23 protein-coding genes are annotated in these 16780 nt (G+C 66.0%); 12 read left to right on the forward strand and 11 right to left on the reverse strand.

What is annotated here, in order from left to right; all coding sequences use genetic code 11:
* Positions 1-91: 91 nt before the first annotated feature.
* From IEX43_RS17085 to IEX43_RS17095, 3 genes are all read right to left on the reverse strand, one after another.
* Positions 92-496, reverse strand: coding sequence for an Hpt domain-containing protein (locus IEX43_RS17085; protein WP_188812918.1), 405 nt, complete (start codon positions 494-496; stop codon positions 92-94).
* Positions 497-639: 143 nt separating this feature from the next.
* Positions 640-834: a helix-turn-helix transcriptional regulator gene (locus IEX43_RS17090; protein WP_188812920.1), complete on the reverse strand. Its 195-nt coding sequence runs from the start codon at positions 832-834 to the stop codon at positions 640-642.
* A gap of 3 nt (positions 835-837) precedes the next feature.
* Positions 838-1320 carry a hypothetical protein gene (locus tag IEX43_RS17095; RefSeq protein WP_188812922.1) on the reverse strand — a complete coding sequence of 161 codons (483 nt, stop codon included), beginning with the start codon at positions 1318-1320 and terminating at the stop codon, positions 838-840.
* A 136-nt stretch (positions 1321-1456) separates the two neighbouring features.
* Between IEX43_RS17095 and IEX43_RS17100 the strand changes: the two genes are divergently transcribed.
* From IEX43_RS17100 to IEX43_RS17115, 4 genes are all read left to right on the forward strand, one after another.
* Positions 1457-2257 carry an oxygenase MpaB family protein gene (locus IEX43_RS17100; RefSeq protein ID WP_188812924.1) on the forward strand — a complete coding sequence of 267 codons (801 nt, stop codon included), beginning with the start codon at positions 1457-1459 and terminating at the stop codon, positions 2255-2257.
* Positions 2250-3167 (forward strand): DUF817 domain-containing protein, encoded by a 918-nt coding sequence (locus tag IEX43_RS17105; protein WP_188812926.1) that lies wholly within the window; start codon positions 2250-2252, stop codon positions 3165-3167. The genes IEX43_RS17100 and IEX43_RS17105 overlap by 8 nt, the downstream gene beginning before the upstream one ends.
* Positions 3164-3961, forward strand: a complete 798-nt coding sequence (locus IEX43_RS17110) for a GNAT family N-acetyltransferase (RefSeq protein WP_188812928.1) — start codon at positions 3164-3166, stop codon at positions 3959-3961. The genes IEX43_RS17105 and IEX43_RS17110 overlap by 4 nt, the downstream gene beginning before the upstream one ends.
* An 86-nt stretch (positions 3962-4047) precedes the next feature.
* The gene (locus IEX43_RS17115) at positions 4048-4485 is read left to right on the forward strand and encodes a VOC family protein (protein ID WP_188812930.1); all 438 of its coding nucleotides are present in this window, start codon (positions 4048-4050) and stop codon (positions 4483-4485) included.
* Between the two features lie 14 nt (positions 4486-4499).
* Here IEX43_RS17115 and IEX43_RS17120 read toward each other — a convergent pair whose 3' ends face one another.
* A complete protein-coding gene (locus IEX43_RS17120; protein ID WP_188812932.1) occupies positions 4500-5384 on the reverse strand; it encodes a helix-turn-helix transcriptional regulator in 885 nt (294 codons plus the stop codon).
* Between the two features lie 151 nt (positions 5385-5535).
* On the opposite strand from IEX43_RS17120, the gene IEX43_RS17125 reads away from it, so the two are divergent.
* Both IEX43_RS17125 and IEX43_RS17130 read left to right on the forward strand, forming a co-directional pair.
* Positions 5536-6576, forward strand: coding sequence for an NAD(P)-dependent alcohol dehydrogenase (locus tag IEX43_RS17125; protein WP_188812934.1), 1041 nt, complete (start codon positions 5536-5538; stop codon positions 6574-6576).
* Positions 6577-6684: 108 nt separating this feature from the next.
* Complete coding sequence (locus tag IEX43_RS17130; RefSeq protein WP_188731601.1) at positions 6685-6864, forward strand: hypothetical protein; 180 nt, start codon at positions 6685-6687, stop codon at positions 6862-6864.
* Between the two features lie 23 nt (positions 6865-6887).
* Here the strand turns inward: IEX43_RS17130 and IEX43_RS17135 are convergent, their stop codons facing one another.
* The 4 genes from IEX43_RS17135 to IEX43_RS17150 all read right to left on the reverse strand — a co-directional run bounded on the left by IEX43_RS17135 (position 6888) and on the right by IEX43_RS17150 (position 9736).
* The gene (locus IEX43_RS17135; protein WP_188812936.1) at positions 6888-7925 is read right to left on the reverse strand and encodes a nitronate monooxygenase; all 1038 of its coding nucleotides are present in this window, start codon (positions 7923-7925) and stop codon (positions 6888-6890) included.
* A gap of 29 nt (positions 7926-7954) precedes the next feature.
* The gene (locus IEX43_RS17140) at positions 7955-8776 is read right to left on the reverse strand and encodes a CPBP family glutamic-type intramembrane protease (RefSeq protein WP_188812938.1); all 822 of its coding nucleotides are present in this window, start codon (positions 8774-8776) and stop codon (positions 7955-7957) included.
* 211 nt (positions 8777-8987) lie between these two features.
* Positions 8988-9185: a hypothetical protein gene (locus tag IEX43_RS17145; protein ID WP_188812940.1), complete on the reverse strand. Its 198-nt coding sequence runs from the start codon at positions 9183-9185 to the stop codon at positions 8988-8990.
* A gap of 299 nt (positions 9186-9484) precedes the next feature.
* On the reverse strand, positions 9485-9736 hold the full coding sequence (locus tag IEX43_RS17150; protein WP_188812942.1) for a hypothetical protein: 252 nt from the start codon (positions 9734-9736) through the stop codon (positions 9485-9487).
* A gap of 334 nt (positions 9737-10070) precedes the next feature.
* Here IEX43_RS17150 and IEX43_RS17155 point away from each other — a divergent pair, with 334 nt between their 5' ends.
* A complete protein-coding gene (locus IEX43_RS17155) occupies positions 10071-10805 on the forward strand; it encodes a GAF and ANTAR domain-containing protein (protein ID WP_188812944.1) in 735 nt (244 codons plus the stop codon).
* Between the two features lie 8 nt (positions 10806-10813).
* Positions 10814-11398, forward strand: coding sequence for a hypothetical protein (locus tag IEX43_RS17160; RefSeq protein WP_188812946.1), 585 nt, complete (start codon positions 10814-10816; stop codon positions 11396-11398).
* A gap of 56 nt (positions 11399-11454) precedes the next feature.
* Here the strand turns inward: IEX43_RS17160 and IEX43_RS17165 are convergent, their stop codons facing one another.
* Positions 11455-12183 (reverse strand): Type 1 glutamine amidotransferase-like domain-containing protein, encoded by a 729-nt coding sequence (locus IEX43_RS17165; protein WP_188812948.1) that lies wholly within the window; start codon positions 12181-12183, stop codon positions 11455-11457.
* 101 nt (positions 12184-12284) lie between these two features.
* Between IEX43_RS17165 and IEX43_RS17170 the strand changes: the two genes are divergently transcribed.
* Positions 12285-12617 carry an ArsR/SmtB family transcription factor gene (locus tag IEX43_RS17170; RefSeq protein ID WP_188812950.1) on the forward strand — a complete coding sequence of 111 codons (333 nt, stop codon included), beginning with the start codon at positions 12285-12287 and terminating at the stop codon, positions 12615-12617.
* A gap of 12 nt (positions 12618-12629) precedes the next feature.
* Positions 12630-13127, forward strand: coding sequence for an SRPBCC family protein (locus IEX43_RS17175; RefSeq protein WP_188812952.1), 498 nt, complete (start codon positions 12630-12632; stop codon positions 13125-13127).
* 94 nt (positions 13128-13221) lie between these two features.
* Here the strand turns inward: IEX43_RS17175 and IEX43_RS17180 are convergent, their stop codons facing one another.
* Positions 13222-13737 (reverse strand): PaaI family thioesterase, encoded by a 516-nt coding sequence (locus IEX43_RS17180; RefSeq protein ID WP_188812954.1) that lies wholly within the window; start codon positions 13735-13737, stop codon positions 13222-13224.
* A 161-nt stretch (positions 13738-13898) separates the two neighbouring features.
* Between IEX43_RS17180 and IEX43_RS17185 the strand changes: the two genes are divergently transcribed.
* The gene (locus IEX43_RS17185) at positions 13899-14492 is read left to right on the forward strand and encodes a DnaJ family domain-containing protein (RefSeq protein WP_188812956.1); all 594 of its coding nucleotides are present in this window, start codon (positions 13899-13901) and stop codon (positions 14490-14492) included.
* Positions 14493-14551: 59 nt separating this feature from the next.
* Here IEX43_RS17185 and IEX43_RS17190 read toward each other — a convergent pair whose 3' ends face one another.
* A complete protein-coding gene (locus IEX43_RS17190; RefSeq protein ID WP_188812959.1) occupies positions 14552-15157 on the reverse strand; it encodes a GNAT family N-acetyltransferase in 606 nt (201 codons plus the stop codon).
* 292 nt (positions 15158-15449) lie between these two features.
* On the opposite strand from IEX43_RS17190, the gene IEX43_RS17195 reads away from it, so the two are divergent.
* Positions 15450-16772 (forward strand): HNH endonuclease, encoded by a 1323-nt coding sequence (locus tag IEX43_RS17195; RefSeq protein ID WP_188812961.1) that lies wholly within the window; start codon positions 15450-15452, stop codon positions 16770-16772.
* The last annotated feature ends 8 nt before the right edge of the window (positions 16773-16780 follow it).

Genomic DNA, 16780 nt, shown 5'->3' on the forward strand with positions numbered 1-16780 from the left:
CAACCGGAACGGACGACGGCGGGAGGTTCCGCCGTCGTCCGCTTGCTGTGCCAAGGCCCCAACGTAGTCCGCCGGACACAGTGCCTTCGGTTCAGGGACCCTTCCCCAGGTGGTCCTGCAGGACATAGATGGTGCGCTGGGCGCACTGCTTGAGCCGCCGCAGGTGCTCCGCTGCAAGCCGGGGTAAAACCACGGCCGGGTCGGCGGTCCTGGCTTCCTCCCGCAGCGACTTTTCAAGCTCCAGGGCCAGCGCGGCGAGCCTCTCCGCGCCCACCATCTGGCTGGCGGTCTTGAGGCTCAGGACCGCATCCATGGCACCCGGCAGGTCCCCGGTGGTCAGGGCAAGCCGTACCTTTTGCAGCCTCTGGGGCATCTGTGCGATGAAGGCCTCAACGAAGACCTTCCACACGCCCTCGTCATCGTCGAGTTCGTCGCGCAGCCGCTCCAGTACTGCGGGGTCCAGGAGGGGCGGGGCGTAACCGTCCGGCTGGGTCATGTCGGTGCCTCGATGCAGCCCATGAGCCCCCTTGCGGCCGGAATGCCCGCGGTGATGCCCGCGGGCTTTCACAGGACGCTACGGGCAGCGGGGATAGAGGGCACGAGTGGTGGGTACTCGATTTTCTGCGGGCGTTGCTCGTGCTAGCCCCCGGGCGTGAAGATGTCCTCGATGGTGCAGCCGAAGAGTGATGCCAGGCGGAAGGCCAGGGGGAGGGAAGGATCGAACCGGCCCTTCTCGATGGAAATGACGGTTTGCCGCGATACTCCCAGCGCATCGGCCAGCTTTTGCTGCGACCAGCCATGTTCCCTGCGCAGTTCCGGAAGGGTGTTTTCCAATGGCTACCCTCGTCTCCGGTTGACGGTGTAGCGCACTCCCGCGGACAGCATTCCCACGACGCTTACGGCCAGCAGGCCCACGGACCCCTCGATTTCAAGGGGCGTCAGGAAGAGTACCGCTGTCCCGAGGCCGGAAAAGATCAGCAGGTCGTGGAATGCTCCTGCTGCGGCATTGTCATACCAGCGCGATTCCACGGATTCCTCCGGGCGGGAGGCCGCTCCCTTCAGGGAATCCCGGTCAACAAGGAACGCCCAGGCGAGTGCACACATGGGCAGGACCATGAGGGCTGCCACGATGGCGGCACCCAGCAAGGGCTGCTGCGGAGCAAAGCCTGCCAGGGCGGCCGCTGCCGCGATCAGCGCGGCGAGAAGGATCCCCAGGGGGATGGCGGGCATCATGGCTGGTACTGTGCGGGTGCCAAGCCGGGCCCGTCCCCAGGCGGTGCGCACCGGATTCCCTGCCGCACTGTTCTTGTTCTCCGTCATGTCAGGCCCCCAGTTCTTGTCGGTGATCGATGCCTTCAGTGTAAAGCGAACTTGACTGTAAAGTAAACTTGTCCATTGCGGCGGGCTACTGGACCGGGCCGGGGCCATCGCCTGGGCCCTCCGGTACCCTGAGGGAATGGCGCGGGAACTTGCGGACTTGAACGCGGAGGTCATCCTGCTCGCGGGAGCGGGACGGGCCATCCTGCTGCAGCTTGCAGACCCCGGCGTGGGCCGCGGCGTTGCAGAGCACAGCAGCTTCACGGACCGCCCCATCAACAGGCTTAAGGGCACCCTGACCTACGTGTATGCCGTCACCTACGGGACTGACGAACAGGTCAAAGAGGTCCGCCGCAGGGTGAACCGAGCCCACGTTCCTGTCCGCCGCGATGCCGATCACGAAACACCCGGCTACAACGCGTACGACCCCGAGCTGCAGCTGTGGGTCACGGCAACGCTCTACGACACCGCCCTGGTCATCATTGAGAAAATCTACGGCCCGCTCGACGACGAGTCCGCCGACGCCATGTACCGGGACTACGCAAAGCTGGGGACAGCCCTGCAGCTTCCGCCGGACATGTGGCCAAAGGACCGTGAAGCGTTCGGCCGGTACTATGACGCACGCATGGCCGGTCTCCGGGCGAGCGACGCCGCCATCCGCGTGGGCCGCGGACTCCTCTATCCACAGCGTGCAGCACTCTGGTACCGCACCATCATGCCGTTCGCCCGGTTCCTGACGGCCGGCCTCCTCCCGGACCAGCTGCGGAATGACTTCGGCCTGCCGTGGAGCGGGCGCCATGAGCGCCGGTTCCACCGCACCATGAAAGCCCTCGCCGTGGCCTACCCCAGGCTGCCGCAGCGCCTCCGGCACTGGTTCAAAAACTACTGCCTCTCCGAGTTGGACACTTTCTCCCGCCGGGCAGGCCGCGCAAGTGCTTAGCTCCACTCCGCTGGAGGCGCGGCTTGACGAGCAGGCGCGCCGTTTCCTGGCCAGCGCCCCTTCAAGCCGCGTCCGGCCAAAGCTCACCGAATTCGTGGTCTTCGGCCTGAAGCAGGGGTGGGAGTGCATCTTTGGCGCCACCCTGCTTGCGGTGCTGATGGCCGCACGGCTCTGGTACCCGGACGGGGCCGGACTGGCCAGGAACGATTTCCTGACCCTCGCCGCAGTGATGATCCAGGTCCTCATGGTCGCCTTCAGGCTGGAAACCCTGAAGGAGCTGCGGGTCATCATCCTGTTCCACCTCGTGGGGACGGTGATGGAGCTTTTCAAGACCGACGCCGGCTCCTGGTCCTACGAGGCCGAGGGCTTCCTGCGGATCGGGGCGGTCCCGCTCTTCAGCGGCTTTATGTACGCGGCCGTCGGGTCCTACATGGTCCGCGTCTACCGGCTGTTCGACCTGAGGTTTGCCCAGTATCCGCGGCGCTGGATCACGGTGGCCGTGGCTGCGGCCGTCTACGTCAACTTTTTCAGCCACCACTACATCTGGGACGCACGCTGGGTGCTGCTCGCCGCCGTCGTGATCGTCTTTGGCCGGTGCGTGATGCACTTCAGGGTGTTCAGGAAGCACTACAGGATGCCGTTGCTGATCGCCTTCCTGCTGGTGGCGCTGTTCATCTGGGTGGCCGAGAACATCGCCACCTGGTCCGGCGCATGGCTGTATCCCAGCCAGGTGGACGGCTGGCAGCCCGTTGGGATGGAGAAGCTCGTGGCCTGGTTCCTGCTGATGATCATTTCAGTGGTGCTGGTGGCCTGGGTCTACAAACCGCAGCCGCCCGCGGAGACACCGCCTGACGGGTCCGCGCCGGCCAAGCACACCATCCCGGCGGCCACCAGTAAGCTCGCGGAATGAGTGAATCCGCACGGTTCCTGGCTGCCTACGATGAACAGTTGCGCACGGATGCCGAGACTCCCGGCGCCGTCTCGGTGAAGAGACACGGGCCGTTGCACCTCGCGGCGTTCCGGGACGGCCGCGGCTTTGTGACGTACCGGGATCTTGGGGATGCCGGCACTGATGCCCTCCGCCCGCTGGTCCGTGGGGCGGTGGACTACTTCCGGGCTGATCCCGGGGTCACCCGGGTGGAATGGAAGACGCGCAGCCACGACCACGCCCCCGGGCTGCATGAGGTGCTGCTGGCGCACGGCTTTGTCCCTGATCCGCCGGAATCCATCATGATCGGCGGCGCGCAGGCGCTCAGCTCTCCCGTGCCGCTCCCCGATGGGGTGGTGGTGCGGCAGGTGGTGGACGAACCGGATGTCCGGGCGATGTGCGCCATGCAGGATGAAGTCTTCGGCGATCCGGAGTCCGACGGGATGGCCGATGCCCTGCTGCACCGGCTCTCACTGGGTGACGGGATGCAGCTGTGGGTGGCCGAGGCAGACGGCCGGATTGTCAGTGCCGGCCGCCTCGAACCGGTGGAAGGCACCGCCTTCGCCGGGATCTGGGGCGGCGCCACGCGCCCGGAATGGCGCGGCCGCGGAATCTACCGGGCTTTGACCGCCCGCCGGGCACAGTCGGCCCTCGGCCTGGGCAAAACACTCATCCACAGCGATTCAACCGAGTTCTCCAGACCCATCCTGGAGCGCTCCGGGCTGGTCAAGGTCTCCACCACCACGCCTTACCGCTGGCGGCGGGAGGGCAGCTGACCGCCACCGTTCCTGCAGCGCCGCAAAGCAGGACAGGCGATACAGTCTTCCCGATCGTTCCCGCGTGCCGTCTGTATGCTGGGCGAATGACGGCACCCCAGATCTATGTCAGCTTTCCCGGCACAGCCCGCGAAGCGTTGAGCTTCTACGCGGACGTTTTCGGTGGAGAGCTCTTCCTGCACAGCTATGAGGATTTCGGGCGCAAGGACGGCCCGCCGGATGCGATAGCCCATGGAGTGCTCAAGGGCGTCGTTGCCGTAGCGGGTTCGGATGCCGCGGAAGGGCAGAACAGCGTCCGTCTTCAAGGGGTCATGCTCTCGTTGCTGGGGACCGCCGAGCCGGAGGTCCTCCACGAGTGGTTCGACAAGCTCGCCGTGGACGGCCGGGTGGTGGACCCGCTCGGTCCCAAGGTCTGGGGCGCATCCGACGGCCAGGTTATCGACCAGCACGGCCTCCACTGGCTCATTGGCTACGAATCCGGACTTGAGCCTGCGGAGCCCGTCCAGGAAGGGCAGCCCGCCTAGCTTCGCAAGCCCGGCTAGCCCCGCGCGTTCGCCTGCGCCAGCTCCGCGATGTTCTCCGTCACCGCCCAGGTGGCCAGGAGCTTCAGGGCTTCCTCGGCCGGGCTGCCGGGAGTGGCAGGGTAGACCGTGAGCGAGTGCCCGGGGTCCTCCTCCAGGCCCAGGACCTGGTAGTTCAGTTCAAGGAGTCCCACCACGGGGTGCTGGAAAAACTTGGTCCCGGAATAGTGCCGCCGGACGTTATGGGCGGCCCAGCGGGTGCGGAACTCATCGCTGCGCATGGACAGCTCGCCAATGAGTTCCGCAATGCCCTTGTCATGCGGGTTGCGGCCGGCCTCGCGCCGCAGGATGGCCACGTTGGCGCTCGCCGCCCGCTCCCAGTCCGTGTAGAAGTTGTGCGCCCTGGGATCAAGGAAGATAAACCGTGAATGGTTGGCCGGGCGGGCGGGCCCCCTGTACATGTCCGAGTACAAGGCGTAGCCGAGCGTGTTGGCGGCCACGATGTCCAGCCTGTTGTTCCCGATGAAGGCCGGTGCCCCGGTGATGGTGTCCAGGAGGTACCGCAGTTCGGGCCGCACGCCTGCCGGGACCGGCGCGGAGGCACGCTTCCGGCCGGACATATTGGCGGTCCTGGCGAGGTCGTACAGGTGGTCGTGTTCGGCGCGGTCCAGCTCCAGCGCCCCGGCGATCGCGTCCAGGACGCTGTCTGAAACACCCGAGAGGTTCCCGCGTTCCAGCCGCGTGTAGTAGTCCACGCTGACGCCGGCGAGCCGGGCCACTTCCTCCCGGCGCAGTCCGGGCACGCGCCGCCGCCCGCCGTACGGTTCAATGCCCGCTTGTTCCGGAGTGATGCGCCCCCGGCGCGTGGAGAGGAACTGCCGTACCTCGGCTCGGTTATCCATACAGGACACGTTACGTCGAAGCCGGAGCCCTGAGGGTAGGACTGCCAGAACCAGTTTCAACAGGGCCACCGCTAGGGGCCGCCGTATCCGGTTGGATGGAACCCAGCCCCTGTAGCATTTCCATAACCCCCAACAGAACCCCAGGAGACCCATGACTACCGTCAAGGCCTATGCATCCCCGTCCTCCACTGAGGACCTCATTCCCACCACCATCGAACGCCGCGAGGTGGGACCCCACGACGTCCTGATCGACATCAAGTTCGCCGGCATCTGCCACTCGGACATCCACACCGTCCGCGGCGACTGGGGACCGCAGCAGTACCCGCTGGTTCCCGGCCACGAGATCGCCGGCGTCGTCACCGAGGTTGGCTCCGAGGTGACCAGGCACGCCGTGGGCGACCGCGTAGGCGTCGGCTGCATGGTCAACTCCTGCAAGGAGTGCGAGAACTGCCTGAAGGGCGAGGAGCAGTACTGCCTCAAGGGCAACGTGGGCACCTATGGCGCGGTTGACCGCGACGGCACCATCACCCAGGGCGGCTACTCCACCCACGTCGTGGTGACCGAAGACTTCGTGGTCCGGATCCCCGAAGGACTCGAGCTCGACGTCGCCGCGCCGCTGCTGTGTGCCGGCATCACCACCTTCTCCCCGCTGCACCATTGGGGCGCCGGACCCGGCAAGAACGTTGCCGTCGTCGGCCTCGGCGGGCTCGGCCACATGGCTGTCAAGATCGCCCACGCCATGGGCGCCGAGGTTACGGTGCTGTCCCAGTCGCTCAAGAAGCAGGAAGACGGCCTGAAGCTGGGTGCAGACCACTACTACGCCACCAGCGACGAGAGCACCTTCAGCGACCTCGCCGGCACGTTCGACCTCATCATCAACACCGTGAGTGCCTCGATCGACATCAGCTCCTACCTGCAGCTGCTGAAACTCGACGGTGCCCTGGTAAACGTTGGCGCCCCCGCCGAACCGCTCCCTGTCAACGCGTTCGCGCTGATCGGCGGGCGCCGTTCCTTCGCCGGTTCCATGATCGGCGGCATCCGCGAAACGCAGGAAATGCTGGACTTCTGCGCCGAGCACGGCATCGGTGCTGAGATCGAGGTCATTCCCGCAGAGAAGATCAACGAGGCCTACGAGCGCGTCCTCGCCTCGGACGTCCGCTACCGCTTCGTGATCGACACCGCCACCCTCTAGAAAAACAGCCCGTTCGACGGGCGGCCGGTCCCGTGAAGGGGCCGGCCGCCGTCGTGTGCCGGAGGGGTTTGTTGCCATCCGCAGCTGCGGACGTAACGAATAACCGGCATGAACTACTACACCCCGGCGGCGCAGGACCGGGCCCGGGACGCCGCATCTGATGCCATCGAGAAAGTGCTCAACGGCATGTCCGAACCGTTGAGCCGGCATGCCCTGAACGCCCGCTGGAAACGGGCCTGCGAAGCCATGGACAGGTTCCTGGAAGCGCAGGACACGGGCGAGGAATAGGCCAAGCCTAAAACTCTCCCGGGCTACGGCGTAAGGGAAGCCAGGATGGCCGAGGCGGGACCCGCCGTCGTCCGGTTGAAACCGGTTCCGGCCCACAGGTTCAGCCAGTCCGCGTCCCCGGCAGCTGCTGCTGCTGCGCGCAGGGGAGTGGTGAGGTGGTGGATCTCCGGGTAGCCGTCGGGGGCCTCGCCATCGTGGCGGCGCATGAATTCGTTGTACAGTCCGCGGGCGTTCCGCCCCGAAAAGGCCCGGGTGACCGCTGTGGAGGTGAAGCGCCCCGAGGACAGGGCCAGCCGGTGGGCTGCCTTGGTGCCGGCCTCGTCCGCGCGGAGGAACGCCGTGCCCGCCTGGACAGCCAAAGCTCCGCGGGAGAGGGCAGCCTGGACATCGGCGCCCGTGGCGATACCGCCGGCCGCTATCAGCGGCACTCCGAGGTCCGCCAGTTCTTCAAGCAGGCCGTGCAGGGACTCACCTTCCGGGCGTCGCGCTGTGTCAAAGGCGCCGCGGTGCCCTCCCGCTTCCGGTCCCTGGACGCACAGCACGTCAACGCCTGCTTCCAGGGCGCGCACGGCTTCAGGCCGCGACGTTACCGTCCCGATAACGCAGGAGCCCCGTTGCTGCAGCGCGGAGATGACGGCGGGTTCCGGCACATCGAAGGTGAAGGAAACCGCCTCGGGGACATGCTCCAGCAGGACCTCGATCTTGTTGTCCCAGTCGTCGTCGTCATGGCGCGGATCCCCCAGGGTGACGCCAAAACGCTCTGCGTCCGGAGCCAGGGACAGGGCGTACTGTTCCAGCGCCCCGGGGCTGATGGCCGAGGGCTGCGGGACGAAGACATTGACGCCGAGAGGGGCTCCGGTCAGCCGCCGCGTTGCCTCGATCTCCGCCTTCACCGCAGCTGCGGCCTTGTACCCGGCGGCCAGGAATCCCAGTCCTCCCCGGGAGCTCACCGCCGCTGCCAGCTCCGGCGTGGACGGCCCGCCCGCCATCGGCGCCTGGATCACCGGCAACGGCAGGGAGGCGATGTCAAAACGGGCGTTGCCGCCGGAGGGTGCATCCAAGATGGTGGTTCGCTTTCAGGCTGCGGGTATTAGTAAATGAAGATGTCGATCCACTCGCGGTTGTGGGCATGGATCAGGACCAGGAACAGCACGAAGTCGAACAGCAGGTGGACGCTGACAATGTAGGACAGCGACTTGGTCACCGTAAACAGCCGGGCCTGCAGCAGGGCGAAGGGGAAGATGAAGAAGGGCGCCCAGGAATGGAAGCCGAGCTCCCACAGGAAGGACGTGAACAGGACCGCCTGCAGCAGGTTGGCCTGCCAGTCCGGCAGGTGGCGGCGCAGCAGCGTGAACGCGGTGCAGATGAAGAAGAGCTCGTCCCAGATGCCCAGCACGTTGGTGCCGAGGAAGAGCCGTGCGATGCCGTCCGGGTCGCTGACAGCCGGCCAGTTGGTGTAGACGCCGGTCCGGATCATGTACACCGGCATCAGCGCATACCCGATCACCAGGACGGCAGGCAGGTACCACTTTTCGGCGCGCGTCCACGGCTGCCCCGTCCTGATGGGGAAGCGGATGGCGTGGTCCTTGGTGACGAACCTTGAGACCGAATAGGGAATCCCGACGGCGAGGATCATGGCGGTTCCCATGACCAGCATGTGCTCGGTGCTGATGTCCGTGGTGATGGGGACCAGGCTCATGGCCGTCAGGCCCACGGCGATGAGGGCGAGGTCGATCAGGAGGCGCCTGCTGATGAAACCGGCCAGGACCAGCGCGGCGGCCAGGAGGAGGAAGCCGGAGAGGCGGTCTTCCCGGGCAAACAGCAGGAAGCCCGACGCCGACACAAGGGCCGAGGGGATCAACGACAGCGACGCCGGGCCCGGCTGTGCTGTGCCTGCCTGGTCTGGGCTCATCTTTGCTGGGCCCGGTGCGGCGGGGTCGGCTTGCGCCCGTGGTTTCTGCCTCATGGTTACCTTTGATGCTCGGACGGCGCTTCCGCTTGGATTCCACACATTTTACTTGCCGCGTGCCGGGCCGGGACAAGGACGCCCTGCCGCGCTTAAAGGCAAGCGGACGACGCCGGGGAGTGCCGGCGTCGTCCGCTTGCCTTTCAGGGGTGGCCGCTTAGGCGGAGACCAGTGCCTTGCCTTCGCCGCGCAGGCTCAGGGTGAAGGTGTTGGGCCCGCTGCACGTCACGGCGACGCGGCAGGTGGTGGTGTTGTGCCGCGCGGAAAGCTCGCTGACAGCGGAGTCAAGGGTGTGGTGCAGGGCGGACCGGTCCCAGATTTTCAGGGTCACGGAGTCAGTGGCATCGAACGTCATTATTCAACTTCCATTTCTTGCGGTGGGCGGCCTGGAATCTTCATTGACCAGGCCGTGGCCTCGTCTATGAGGCGGTACTGCATGGGAAAGCGCGTTCCCGTACTTCCATGGTGCAGGTTGCCGAAGGGGTTGGCAACCGGATTTGGCCGGATGTGACCAAGCACACCGGCCCTCGGCAGTCACTCCTTCGCCGGGAGATCAAGCCTGCCGATGCCTTTCCATAGTGCCCAGCGGCAGGGGCCAGCCTCAAGAATGTTGCGCGTGAGTCTCATCACGTCCCACCTCTGCGGGACCTGTGGTCACAGTGTGTCCTCTTCCGTCATTTCCGTCATCGCCGTGGCGATCAGGTTCACCTGCGCGGCCGGTATGTCCAAAGCCTCGTGGAGATAGGCATCGAGGGATACCTCATCGATGTCGCCGCCGATTCCGTAGTAGTAGATCCACAGCTTGTCCAGCGGCAGTTCCGTGTCCCGGAAGCGCCGGGCAGTTCCCTTGCGTTCTTCGGCGGCCCGGTCCGGCTGCTCGGGCCCGTCGGCCCCAAGGGGATGCATCCTTACCCTCCGTCGCTGTTGGGTGCGGGGAGCCCGGCTCCTTGCGCGATGTCATGGGCGATCGCTTGGATTTTGCGGCGGCCGCTGCCCTGTTTGCCGCATGGCCCGGGAACGTCACCAGATGTCCGCTGTCCAGAAATCTCCTACTGCCGACATTACGCCGGTCCGTTAACGATGCATATGCCGGAGCCGCCCAGGTTGCTAGACCGGTTCTGCTTGCCAGCATTACGGTCTGCGCTGCTGACCATCCGCTGCCCAACCCCCAGCCCAACCCTCAGCCCAACCCTCAGCCCAACCCTCAGCCCAACAAGGGGCGGGGCCGTAAGATGGGCCCATGTCGAGTTCACCGGAGAAAGAACCCCTTGAAGAGCTCCAGAGCATTCTGGTGGGCGCGGAAAACGTTGTTGAGTTCCTCACCGGGCTAGCCGGGCTTGCCGCTGCATCGGTTTCCGAAGCGGCGGGTGACCACATTGAGTGTGCAGTCACGCTCAAACTACGGCGCAAGCCCACCACTGTTGCCGGCAGCAGCCAGCGCGCGGTGGAACTGGACCAGGTTGAGCAGGCCGTAGGTGATGGTCCCTGCATCAAAGCGCTGCGGGAGATGTCCCCGGTGATCATTGACGACGTCTCGCTGGACCCCCGGTGGCCGGAGCTGAGCCGAAAGCTGTTGGAGGCAAACATCCACAGTTCCCTCGGGGTGCCCCTGGAGATCAGCAGCGAAGCCAGTGTTGCCTTGAATTTCTTTGCGTCCAAGCCGGGCATGTTCACCGCAAGTGTCTATGAGAAGGCCCTGGGCTTCGCTGCAGCCGCCCACAACACGCTTCATCTCTCTGTCCGCCTCGACACAGCGCAAAGCCGGGCGGAGAACCTGGAAGCTGCCATGCAGAGCCGGACCGCCATCAACCTGGCCTGCGGCGTCATCATGGCCCAGAACAGGTGCTCCCAGGCGGAAGCGATGGACATCCTGACCAAAGTGTCCAGCAACCGCAACCAGAAGCTGCGGGACGTCGCCGCGGAGCTGATTGAACAACTGACCGGCGACAGGGTCAAGACGCACTTCGACGCATAAAGAACCCGATGGCTGCCCATCGCCTCGGCGCTGCTGTCCGCCTGTGCCTGCTCCTCGCGGCGGCAGCCATCGTGGGCGGTATGTTTGGTTTCCTGCTGGTGTGGGGTCCGTTGGTGGTTCCCGGATGGGCTCTTGGCGCCTCGCTGCTCGTACTTTCGCTCGCCCTCGCAGTCGTTCGCGCATTTCTGCTCCGCCGGAACGCTGCATCGGGCGAGCAAAGGTCTGCCCGCAGGCGTTCCCCGCTGTGGGTGGGCATTGCAACGGTGGCCGGAGTTTGCAGCGTCATCGGTGGGGTAGGTGACCTTGGTGCTACCTACACCGTCCTGCGTCCCCCGGGCCCCGGTTTCTGCCAGGCCGCAGTGAGAGAGCATTCGTTCCTGTTTGCCGGTGGCGGTGAGTTGTACGCAGTGGGCCTTGGTGGCTTTGGCAGGCCCGTCAGTTCTTGGACCGCCGATGATGGATACCAGCCCATTGCGTCCGGCTCCTACGACTTCACGTGGGAAGCCGAAGGTGCGCTTCTGACCGTGCACGGTGGCATCGACCCCGTTTGGCCGGCCTTGCACGACTTTGACTGCCCTGCACGCGGCAGCTGAGTGTTCCGGGCCTGTTGTGGCTACAGAACTGCCCCGCAAGAGGCTGTGATTTACCCTCAGTCCGCCCGAAGCACGGAGACGCTGCAGGCCGTGCCGGCCCAGCGGATGTCCCAGCAGTTGCCGTGGCCCAGTACCTCGAAGCTGTCGTCGTCTGCCGCTGCCAGCACCAGGGCGGTGTTCTCGTCCACGGCCACGGCCCTCTCCACCAGTCCTGCAGCCACGGCTCCCAGCGCGCGGCTGAGCGTGCCGGCCTGGGCGGCGTGGACATCGACCGCGAACGGGGCCAGGCCCAGGCCGTCCCGGATTTCGAGATCGGCCAGGCCCTCCGAGCATTCTTCGCCGCAGACCTCAATGCCGCGGCTCCGGTAGCCGCCCACCAGCGCCCTGCGGGGAGCGATCATGGCACCGGCGGAAAAGCCGAGGTAGGGCACGCCGCCGGCCACGGCCCGGGAAATGGCGGTTGCCGACGCGGCGAGTCCTTCCCAGTACGCCGGCGTCAGTCCACCGCCCACCACCAGCCCGTCGACGCCGTCGAACACCGAAGGGTTGGCAGGCGCGCCCGCACCCAGCAGGACCGGCACCACCTCAATCGGAATCCGTGCGAGCAGCGGATCAACATAGGCCGGGAGGAGGCTTTCCGGGTTCTCGCCGCGGTCATGAACTACCACCGCCACCCGCACGGGCGCCTTCTGGCGGGCACGCTGGCTGACGGCCTGGGCGAAACGGTCAAAGACTTCCGGAAAGGCCAGATGGTCCGGCCCGGCGCCGGCAAGGAAGATGCTCATGGCCTTCAAGATACCGGCCCCAACGGCCTTTGCGCCGAAGTGGGAACCCCGTTTCCGCAGGCCATTGACAGCCTGGGCGGGCAGGACTATCGTACAACCAAATGGTTGTAGATCAGCTCCGTGAAGTCGAACTGGACCGCCTGTTCCAGGCGTTCGCAGATTCCACCCGACGTGACATCGTGCGCCGCGTGACGGTGGGGGAGTCTTCGGTTTCCGGTCTCGCTGCCCTCTATGCCATGAGCTTCGCCGCAGTCCAGAAGCACGTTGCGGTGTTGGAGCGCGCATCCCTGGTGACCAAGGAAAAGCGCGGAAGGGAGCAGATTGTGCGGGGTAACCATGAAGGCCTGCAAAAAGCCCGGCGGCTGCTCGACGAGTATGAGGCGATCTGGCGGCAGCGCGTCGACCGGATCGCAGACATTCTGGCTGAAGGATAGAAAGGTTACGCAATGCCTGTTATCAGTTCCACCAAGAATCCCGAGGCCCTCAGCCTCACCCTCGTGGCGGAGTTCGACGCCGGCGTCGAGCGCGTCTGGCAGATCTGGGAAGACCCGCGCCAGCTGGAGCGCTGGTGGGGTCCGCCCAACTATCCGGCCACGTTTGACCGGTTCGACTTCCAGCCCGGCGGGAAGGCCGACTATTACATGACCACCCCCGAAGGCGAGAAGCCCCGAGGTTGGTGGAAATTCAGAACCATCGAGCCGCCGCGCAAGCTCGAATTCGATGACGGCTTCGCTGACGAAACCGGAGCGCCCCTGGATGCCATGGGCAGTGCCCATGCCGCTGTAGACCTGGAGGACATCGGCGGCCGCACCCGCATGACCATCATGTCCATCTTCGATTCCGAAGAGCAGATGGAAGAGATGGTCAAGATGGGCATGGAGGAGGGCATGAAGGAGGCCTTAGGCCAGATCGACGCGATCCTGGCCGAACACGCCAACGCCTGAGCGGCCTCCCGCTCCACCAGCGCAACTGAAGCGTACGACGGCGGGACGTCCCGCCGTCGTACGCTTCAGTCTTTCCGGGGCTGGCTGCCAGGCCCTACCGGGCCGGGGCCGCGGCGAATACCAGGAGTGAACTGGTGGCGGTGGCCAGGAGTTCACCGGCCGGCCCGAGGATGCGCCCCTCGGCGAAGATGACCCGCGACCCTGGTTTGGTCACGGTCCCCTCGGCCCGCAGCACGCCGTGCTTCAAGGTGATGGGGCGGAGGTAGCTGACGGAGAGGTCGATGGACGTGTAACCGAATCCGGCGGCCAGGGTGCTGTGCCCCGCGCACCCCACAACGGTGTCCAGCAGCGTGCAGGCCAACCCGCCGTGCACCATGCCCAGCGGGTTGTAGTGCGCTTCGGCCGGCCGGCATTCGAATTCCACGCGCCCCGGCTCAACCCCAACAAGGGCCAGGTTCATCAGGGACGCCATGGGCGGCCGCGGAATGGTTCCGTCCCGCATGCCGGAGAGGTAGTCCAGCCCGGACAGCCGGGACAGGTGCTCAAGGCCCACGCGTGGATCTGTCCAGCTGAACGTTGCCGAGCGCTCCGGTGTTCCGTTGGTATCCATGGCACTGCCTCCTCCGTGTGGACCCCGCCTGCCCAGCCTAAACGAAGCGAAGCCGCCCGGCTCCAGCTCCGTGCCGTTGTTCGGGATGGGCGTTGAACCCGGACAAAGGCTTCTGAATACTGGAAGGAAGGCATTGGCACGAACGTGAGGCGGTGGCGGCAATGGGGAGCGGTGCAGCGGAGTACCGGAAGCGCCTGGAGCGTGCCGCCGAACTCCGCACCTACCGCGGGGCAGGCATTACCGCGGAGGAAGAAGCGGAGCTGGACGCCCTTGACGAGAAGGAGCGGGAGAAGCGCAAGAAGGTGAGCGACTCCGCCCGGGCGGAGTACCTTGTCCGCGATGCCATGGCGCAGGGCAAGTTCGACAACCTCAAGTACGCCGGCAAGCCGATTCCCGGGCTGGGGGAGTCCTACGATCCCGACTGGTGGGTCAAGGGCCTCATCCAGCGGGAAAACATCAGCGGCCTCGGGCCGGCGGTCATCCTGCTCCGGAAGGAGGACGCCGAGCTTGATGCCAGGCTCGACGCCCAGTACACGGAGCAGCAGGTGCGGGATATCCTGCAGGATTTCAACCGCCGCGTCGTCGACGCCCGGCGCCAGCTGCAGGGCGGTCCGCCGGTCATCACCAAAACCCGGGACGTTGATGAGGAAGTGGGCCGGTGGCGCCAGCGCCGTGCGGCCCGCCCCGCCGAGCCTCATGCAGAACCGCAGCCTGCGCGCCCATGGTGGCAACGGCTGTGGAAAGGTGCAACGTAGCCGGACGTACGACGGCGCTGCGTCCCGCCGTCGTCGTCCTCGCCTGGGTGGTCCTCGCCTTAGTGGGGTCCCTGGCTTGGTGCGGGGGCTGTCGCTTCAAACAGCTCGCACAGCGCGTTGTAGTAACTGTTTGTCTGCCCGCAGTGCTTCATTCCGACCCGTAAACAGACGTTCTGCGAGGCTGTGTTGGCTGGCGCGGTCACTGCCACCACCCGTTCCAGGCCGCTTGCAAACGCGTAGGACAGGACCGCTGCCGCAGCTTCAGTTGCATAGCCATGCCCCCAGTGGTCCGGGTGGAAGTGCCAGCCTATTTCGGTGTCCCCTGAGGGCTCCAGGGGCAGGGAAGCGCCCGAGGCCGGAATGGACTTCAGGAGCAGGGTGCCGGCAAGCGGGGGAGTCTGGTCGTAACCCTGGCCCTGGCCTGACGGTCCGTACTCCCCTTGCGGTAGCCCTTTCAACTCCACTGCCCAGGCGCCGTGGACGAAGCTGTCCATGTGCCGCCAGGCGCGGATGCGCTCGTCGGCCTGGGACCGGTCCCGCATCACCTGGGGATGGTTGCCGATGAAACGCTGCACCTCCCAGCGCGAGTAGAGGTCCAGTACAAAGCCGGCGTCCTCCGGCTCCCACTGCCGGAGAACCAGCCGCTGGGTTTCGAGGATCTTCACCCCGCCAATCCTGCCAGAGGAGGGGCGGGCTGCTGCTGTTTTCTGGTTTTCCACACAGGGGATTGAGGGCGCGCAAATTGTCGGTGGTCTTTGGCAGAGTTGGGTCATGGCAATTGGTGGGCTTTTGGAAACGGGGCAGGCATGGCGCCGGCCTGATTTGTCTGTGACTCGTCGCTCGCCTGCTGCCGGCACTCCAGTTGACTCCGTTGCGCCGCCGGTTCCTGGTGTGCTGTCCGTGGCTGACGTCTCGCGTTCCCTGGCTTCCGTCCGTCCTGCTTCTACTGGTCCGGGGATGATTGATCAGTTGCGGGAGCTTGAGGACCTGAAATCGCTGGCGGCTGCGCAACAGGCCCGGATTGCTGTGGCTTTTGATCTTTCACAGCGGCGGGAGCAGGCCGCGGCCGGTGTCCCGGCCAAGGAGCGCGGCGCCGGTGTTGCCGCGCAGGTCGCGTTGGCGCGGCGGGAGTCCCCGGCCCGCGGCGGCCGCCTCCTGGGCCTGGCCAAAGCCCTCGTCACCGAGATGCCCCACACCCTGGCCGCCCTGCAGTCCGGGCAGTTGAACGAATGGCGTGCCACCCTGATCGTGAAGGAAACAGCGTGCCTGTCCGCCGAGGACCGGTGCGCGGTGGATAAGGAACTCGCCGCCGACACCGGCACCCTGACAGGTGCAGGGTCACTGGCAGGGGCCGGGGACCGGGCCATCATTGCCGCGGTCCGGGCTGCCGCGTACCGGCGCGACCCGCACTCCGTTGCCAGACGAGCCGCCCATGCGGTGAACGACCGGACCGTGACGCTCCGCCCGGCGCCGGACACCATGGCCCGCCTGACCGCCCTGCTGCCCGTCGCCCAGGGGGTGGCCGTCTACGCGGCCCTGACCCGGCATGCGGATACGTTGCGGTCCTCTGGGGACGAACGGTCCAAGGGCCAGATCATGGCCGATCAGCTCGTTGGGAACGTTACCGGCACCCCTGGCGGGGTCGCCGGCATCGAGGTGCAGCTGGTCATGACCGACCGCACCCTGTTCCAGTGCGACAGCGAACCCGCCCGCCTCGCAGGCTACGGCATCGTCCCCGCCGAATGGGCCAGGAAAGCAGTCCGCACCGAATCAGAAGCTAACGCCGGGGAACTGAACATCTGGCTCCGCCGGCTCTACACCGCCCCCGGAACTGGAGAACTTCTCGCCATGGACTCCAAGGCCCGGCTCTTCCCGCCCGGGCTCCGACGGTTCCTCCAGGTCCGCGACGACACCTGCCGCACCCCCTACTGCGACGCGCCCATCCGCCACCACGACCACATCACCCCCTGGCACAATAACGGCACAACCACCAGCACCAACGGCCAAGGCCTCTGCGAAGCCTGCAACCACAACAAAGAAACACCCGGATTTTCAGCCAAACCCGTACCCGGACCACGACACACCGTGGAACTCCACACCCCCACCGGCCACACCTACCACTCCACCGCACCACCACCACCCGGCACGGGCACTCCGTCCCGCCGTCGTGATTTCCATCTGCAGCCACGAGCCCCCGGGAAACAACCGCGGCTCAAGGACCAGGGGCACCAAACAAAGCCCACCGTGCAGGTGGTTGGCCGTGCCGGCGTGGCCGGCTGAAATCGAAC

This window comes from Pseudarthrobacter polychromogenes (assembly GCF_014644495.1).
GTDB classification, from domain to species: Bacteria; Actinomycetota; Actinomycetes; order Actinomycetales; family Micrococcaceae; genus Arthrobacter; species Arthrobacter polychromogenes.

Excerpts from the sequence above, each read along its gene's own strand:
- IEX43_RS17085 (WP_188812918.1), bottom strand. The coding sequence starts at position 496 with ATGACCCAGCCGGACGGTTACGCCCCGCCCCTCCTGGACCCCGCAGTA.
- IEX43_RS17150 (WP_188812942.1), bottom strand. The coding sequence starts at position 9,736 with ATGCATCCCCTTGGGGCCGACGGGCCCGAGCAGCCGGACCGGGCCGCC.
- IEX43_RS17165 (WP_188812948.1), bottom strand. The coding sequence starts at position 12,183 with ATGAGCATCTTCCTTGCCGGCGCCGGGCCGGACCATCTGGCCTTTCCG.
- IEX43_RS17100 (WP_188812924.1), top strand. The coding sequence starts at position 1,457 with ATGGCGCGGGAACTTGCGGACTTGAACGCGGAGGTCATCCTGCTCGCG.
- IEX43_RS17170 (WP_188812950.1), top strand. The coding sequence starts at position 12,285 with ATGGTTGTAGATCAGCTCCGTGAAGTCGAACTGGACCGCCTGTTCCAG.
- IEX43_RS17120 (WP_188812932.1), bottom strand. The coding sequence starts at position 5,384 with ATGGATAACCGAGCCGAGGTACGGCAGTTCCTCTCCACGCGCCGGGGG.
- IEX43_RS17185 (WP_188812956.1), top strand. The coding sequence starts at position 13,899 with ATGGGGAGCGGTGCAGCGGAGTACCGGAAGCGCCTGGAGCGTGCCGCC.
- IEX43_RS17130 (WP_188731601.1), top strand. The coding sequence starts at position 6,685 with ATGAACTACTACACCCCGGCGGCGCAGGACCGGGCCCGGGACGCCGCA.
- IEX43_RS17155 (WP_188812944.1), top strand. The coding sequence starts at position 10,071 with ATGTCGAGTTCACCGGAGAAAGAACCCCTTGAAGAGCTCCAGAGCATT.
- IEX43_RS17145 (WP_188812940.1), bottom strand. The coding sequence starts at position 9,185 with ATGACGTTCGATGCCACTGACTCCGTGACCCTGAAAATCTGGGACCGG.
- IEX43_RS17160 (WP_188812946.1), top strand. The coding sequence starts at position 10,814 with ATGGCTGCCCATCGCCTCGGCGCTGCTGTCCGCCTGTGCCTGCTCCTC.
- IEX43_RS17115 (WP_188812930.1), top strand. The coding sequence starts at position 4,048 with ATGACGGCACCCCAGATCTATGTCAGCTTTCCCGGCACAGCCCGCGAA.
- IEX43_RS17180 (WP_188812954.1), bottom strand. The coding sequence starts at position 13,737 with ATGGATACCAACGGAACACCGGAGCGCTCGGCAACGTTCAGCTGGACA.
- IEX43_RS17095 (WP_188812922.1), bottom strand. The coding sequence starts at position 1,320 with ATGACGGAGAACAAGAACAGTGCGGCAGGGAATCCGGTGCGCACCGCC.
- IEX43_RS17175 (WP_188812952.1), top strand. The coding sequence starts at position 12,630 with ATGCCTGTTATCAGTTCCACCAAGAATCCCGAGGCCCTCAGCCTCACC.
- IEX43_RS17140 (WP_188812938.1), bottom strand. The coding sequence starts at position 8,776 with ATGAGCCCAGACCAGGCAGGCACAGCACAGCCGGGCCCGGCGTCGCTG.
- IEX43_RS17195 (WP_188812961.1), top strand. The coding sequence starts at position 15,450 with ATGATTGATCAGTTGCGGGAGCTTGAGGACCTGAAATCGCTGGCGGCT.
- IEX43_RS17110 (WP_188812928.1), top strand. The coding sequence starts at position 3,164 with ATGAGTGAATCCGCACGGTTCCTGGCTGCCTACGATGAACAGTTGCGC.
- IEX43_RS17125 (WP_188812934.1), top strand. The coding sequence starts at position 5,536 with ATGACTACCGTCAAGGCCTATGCATCCCCGTCCTCCACTGAGGACCTC.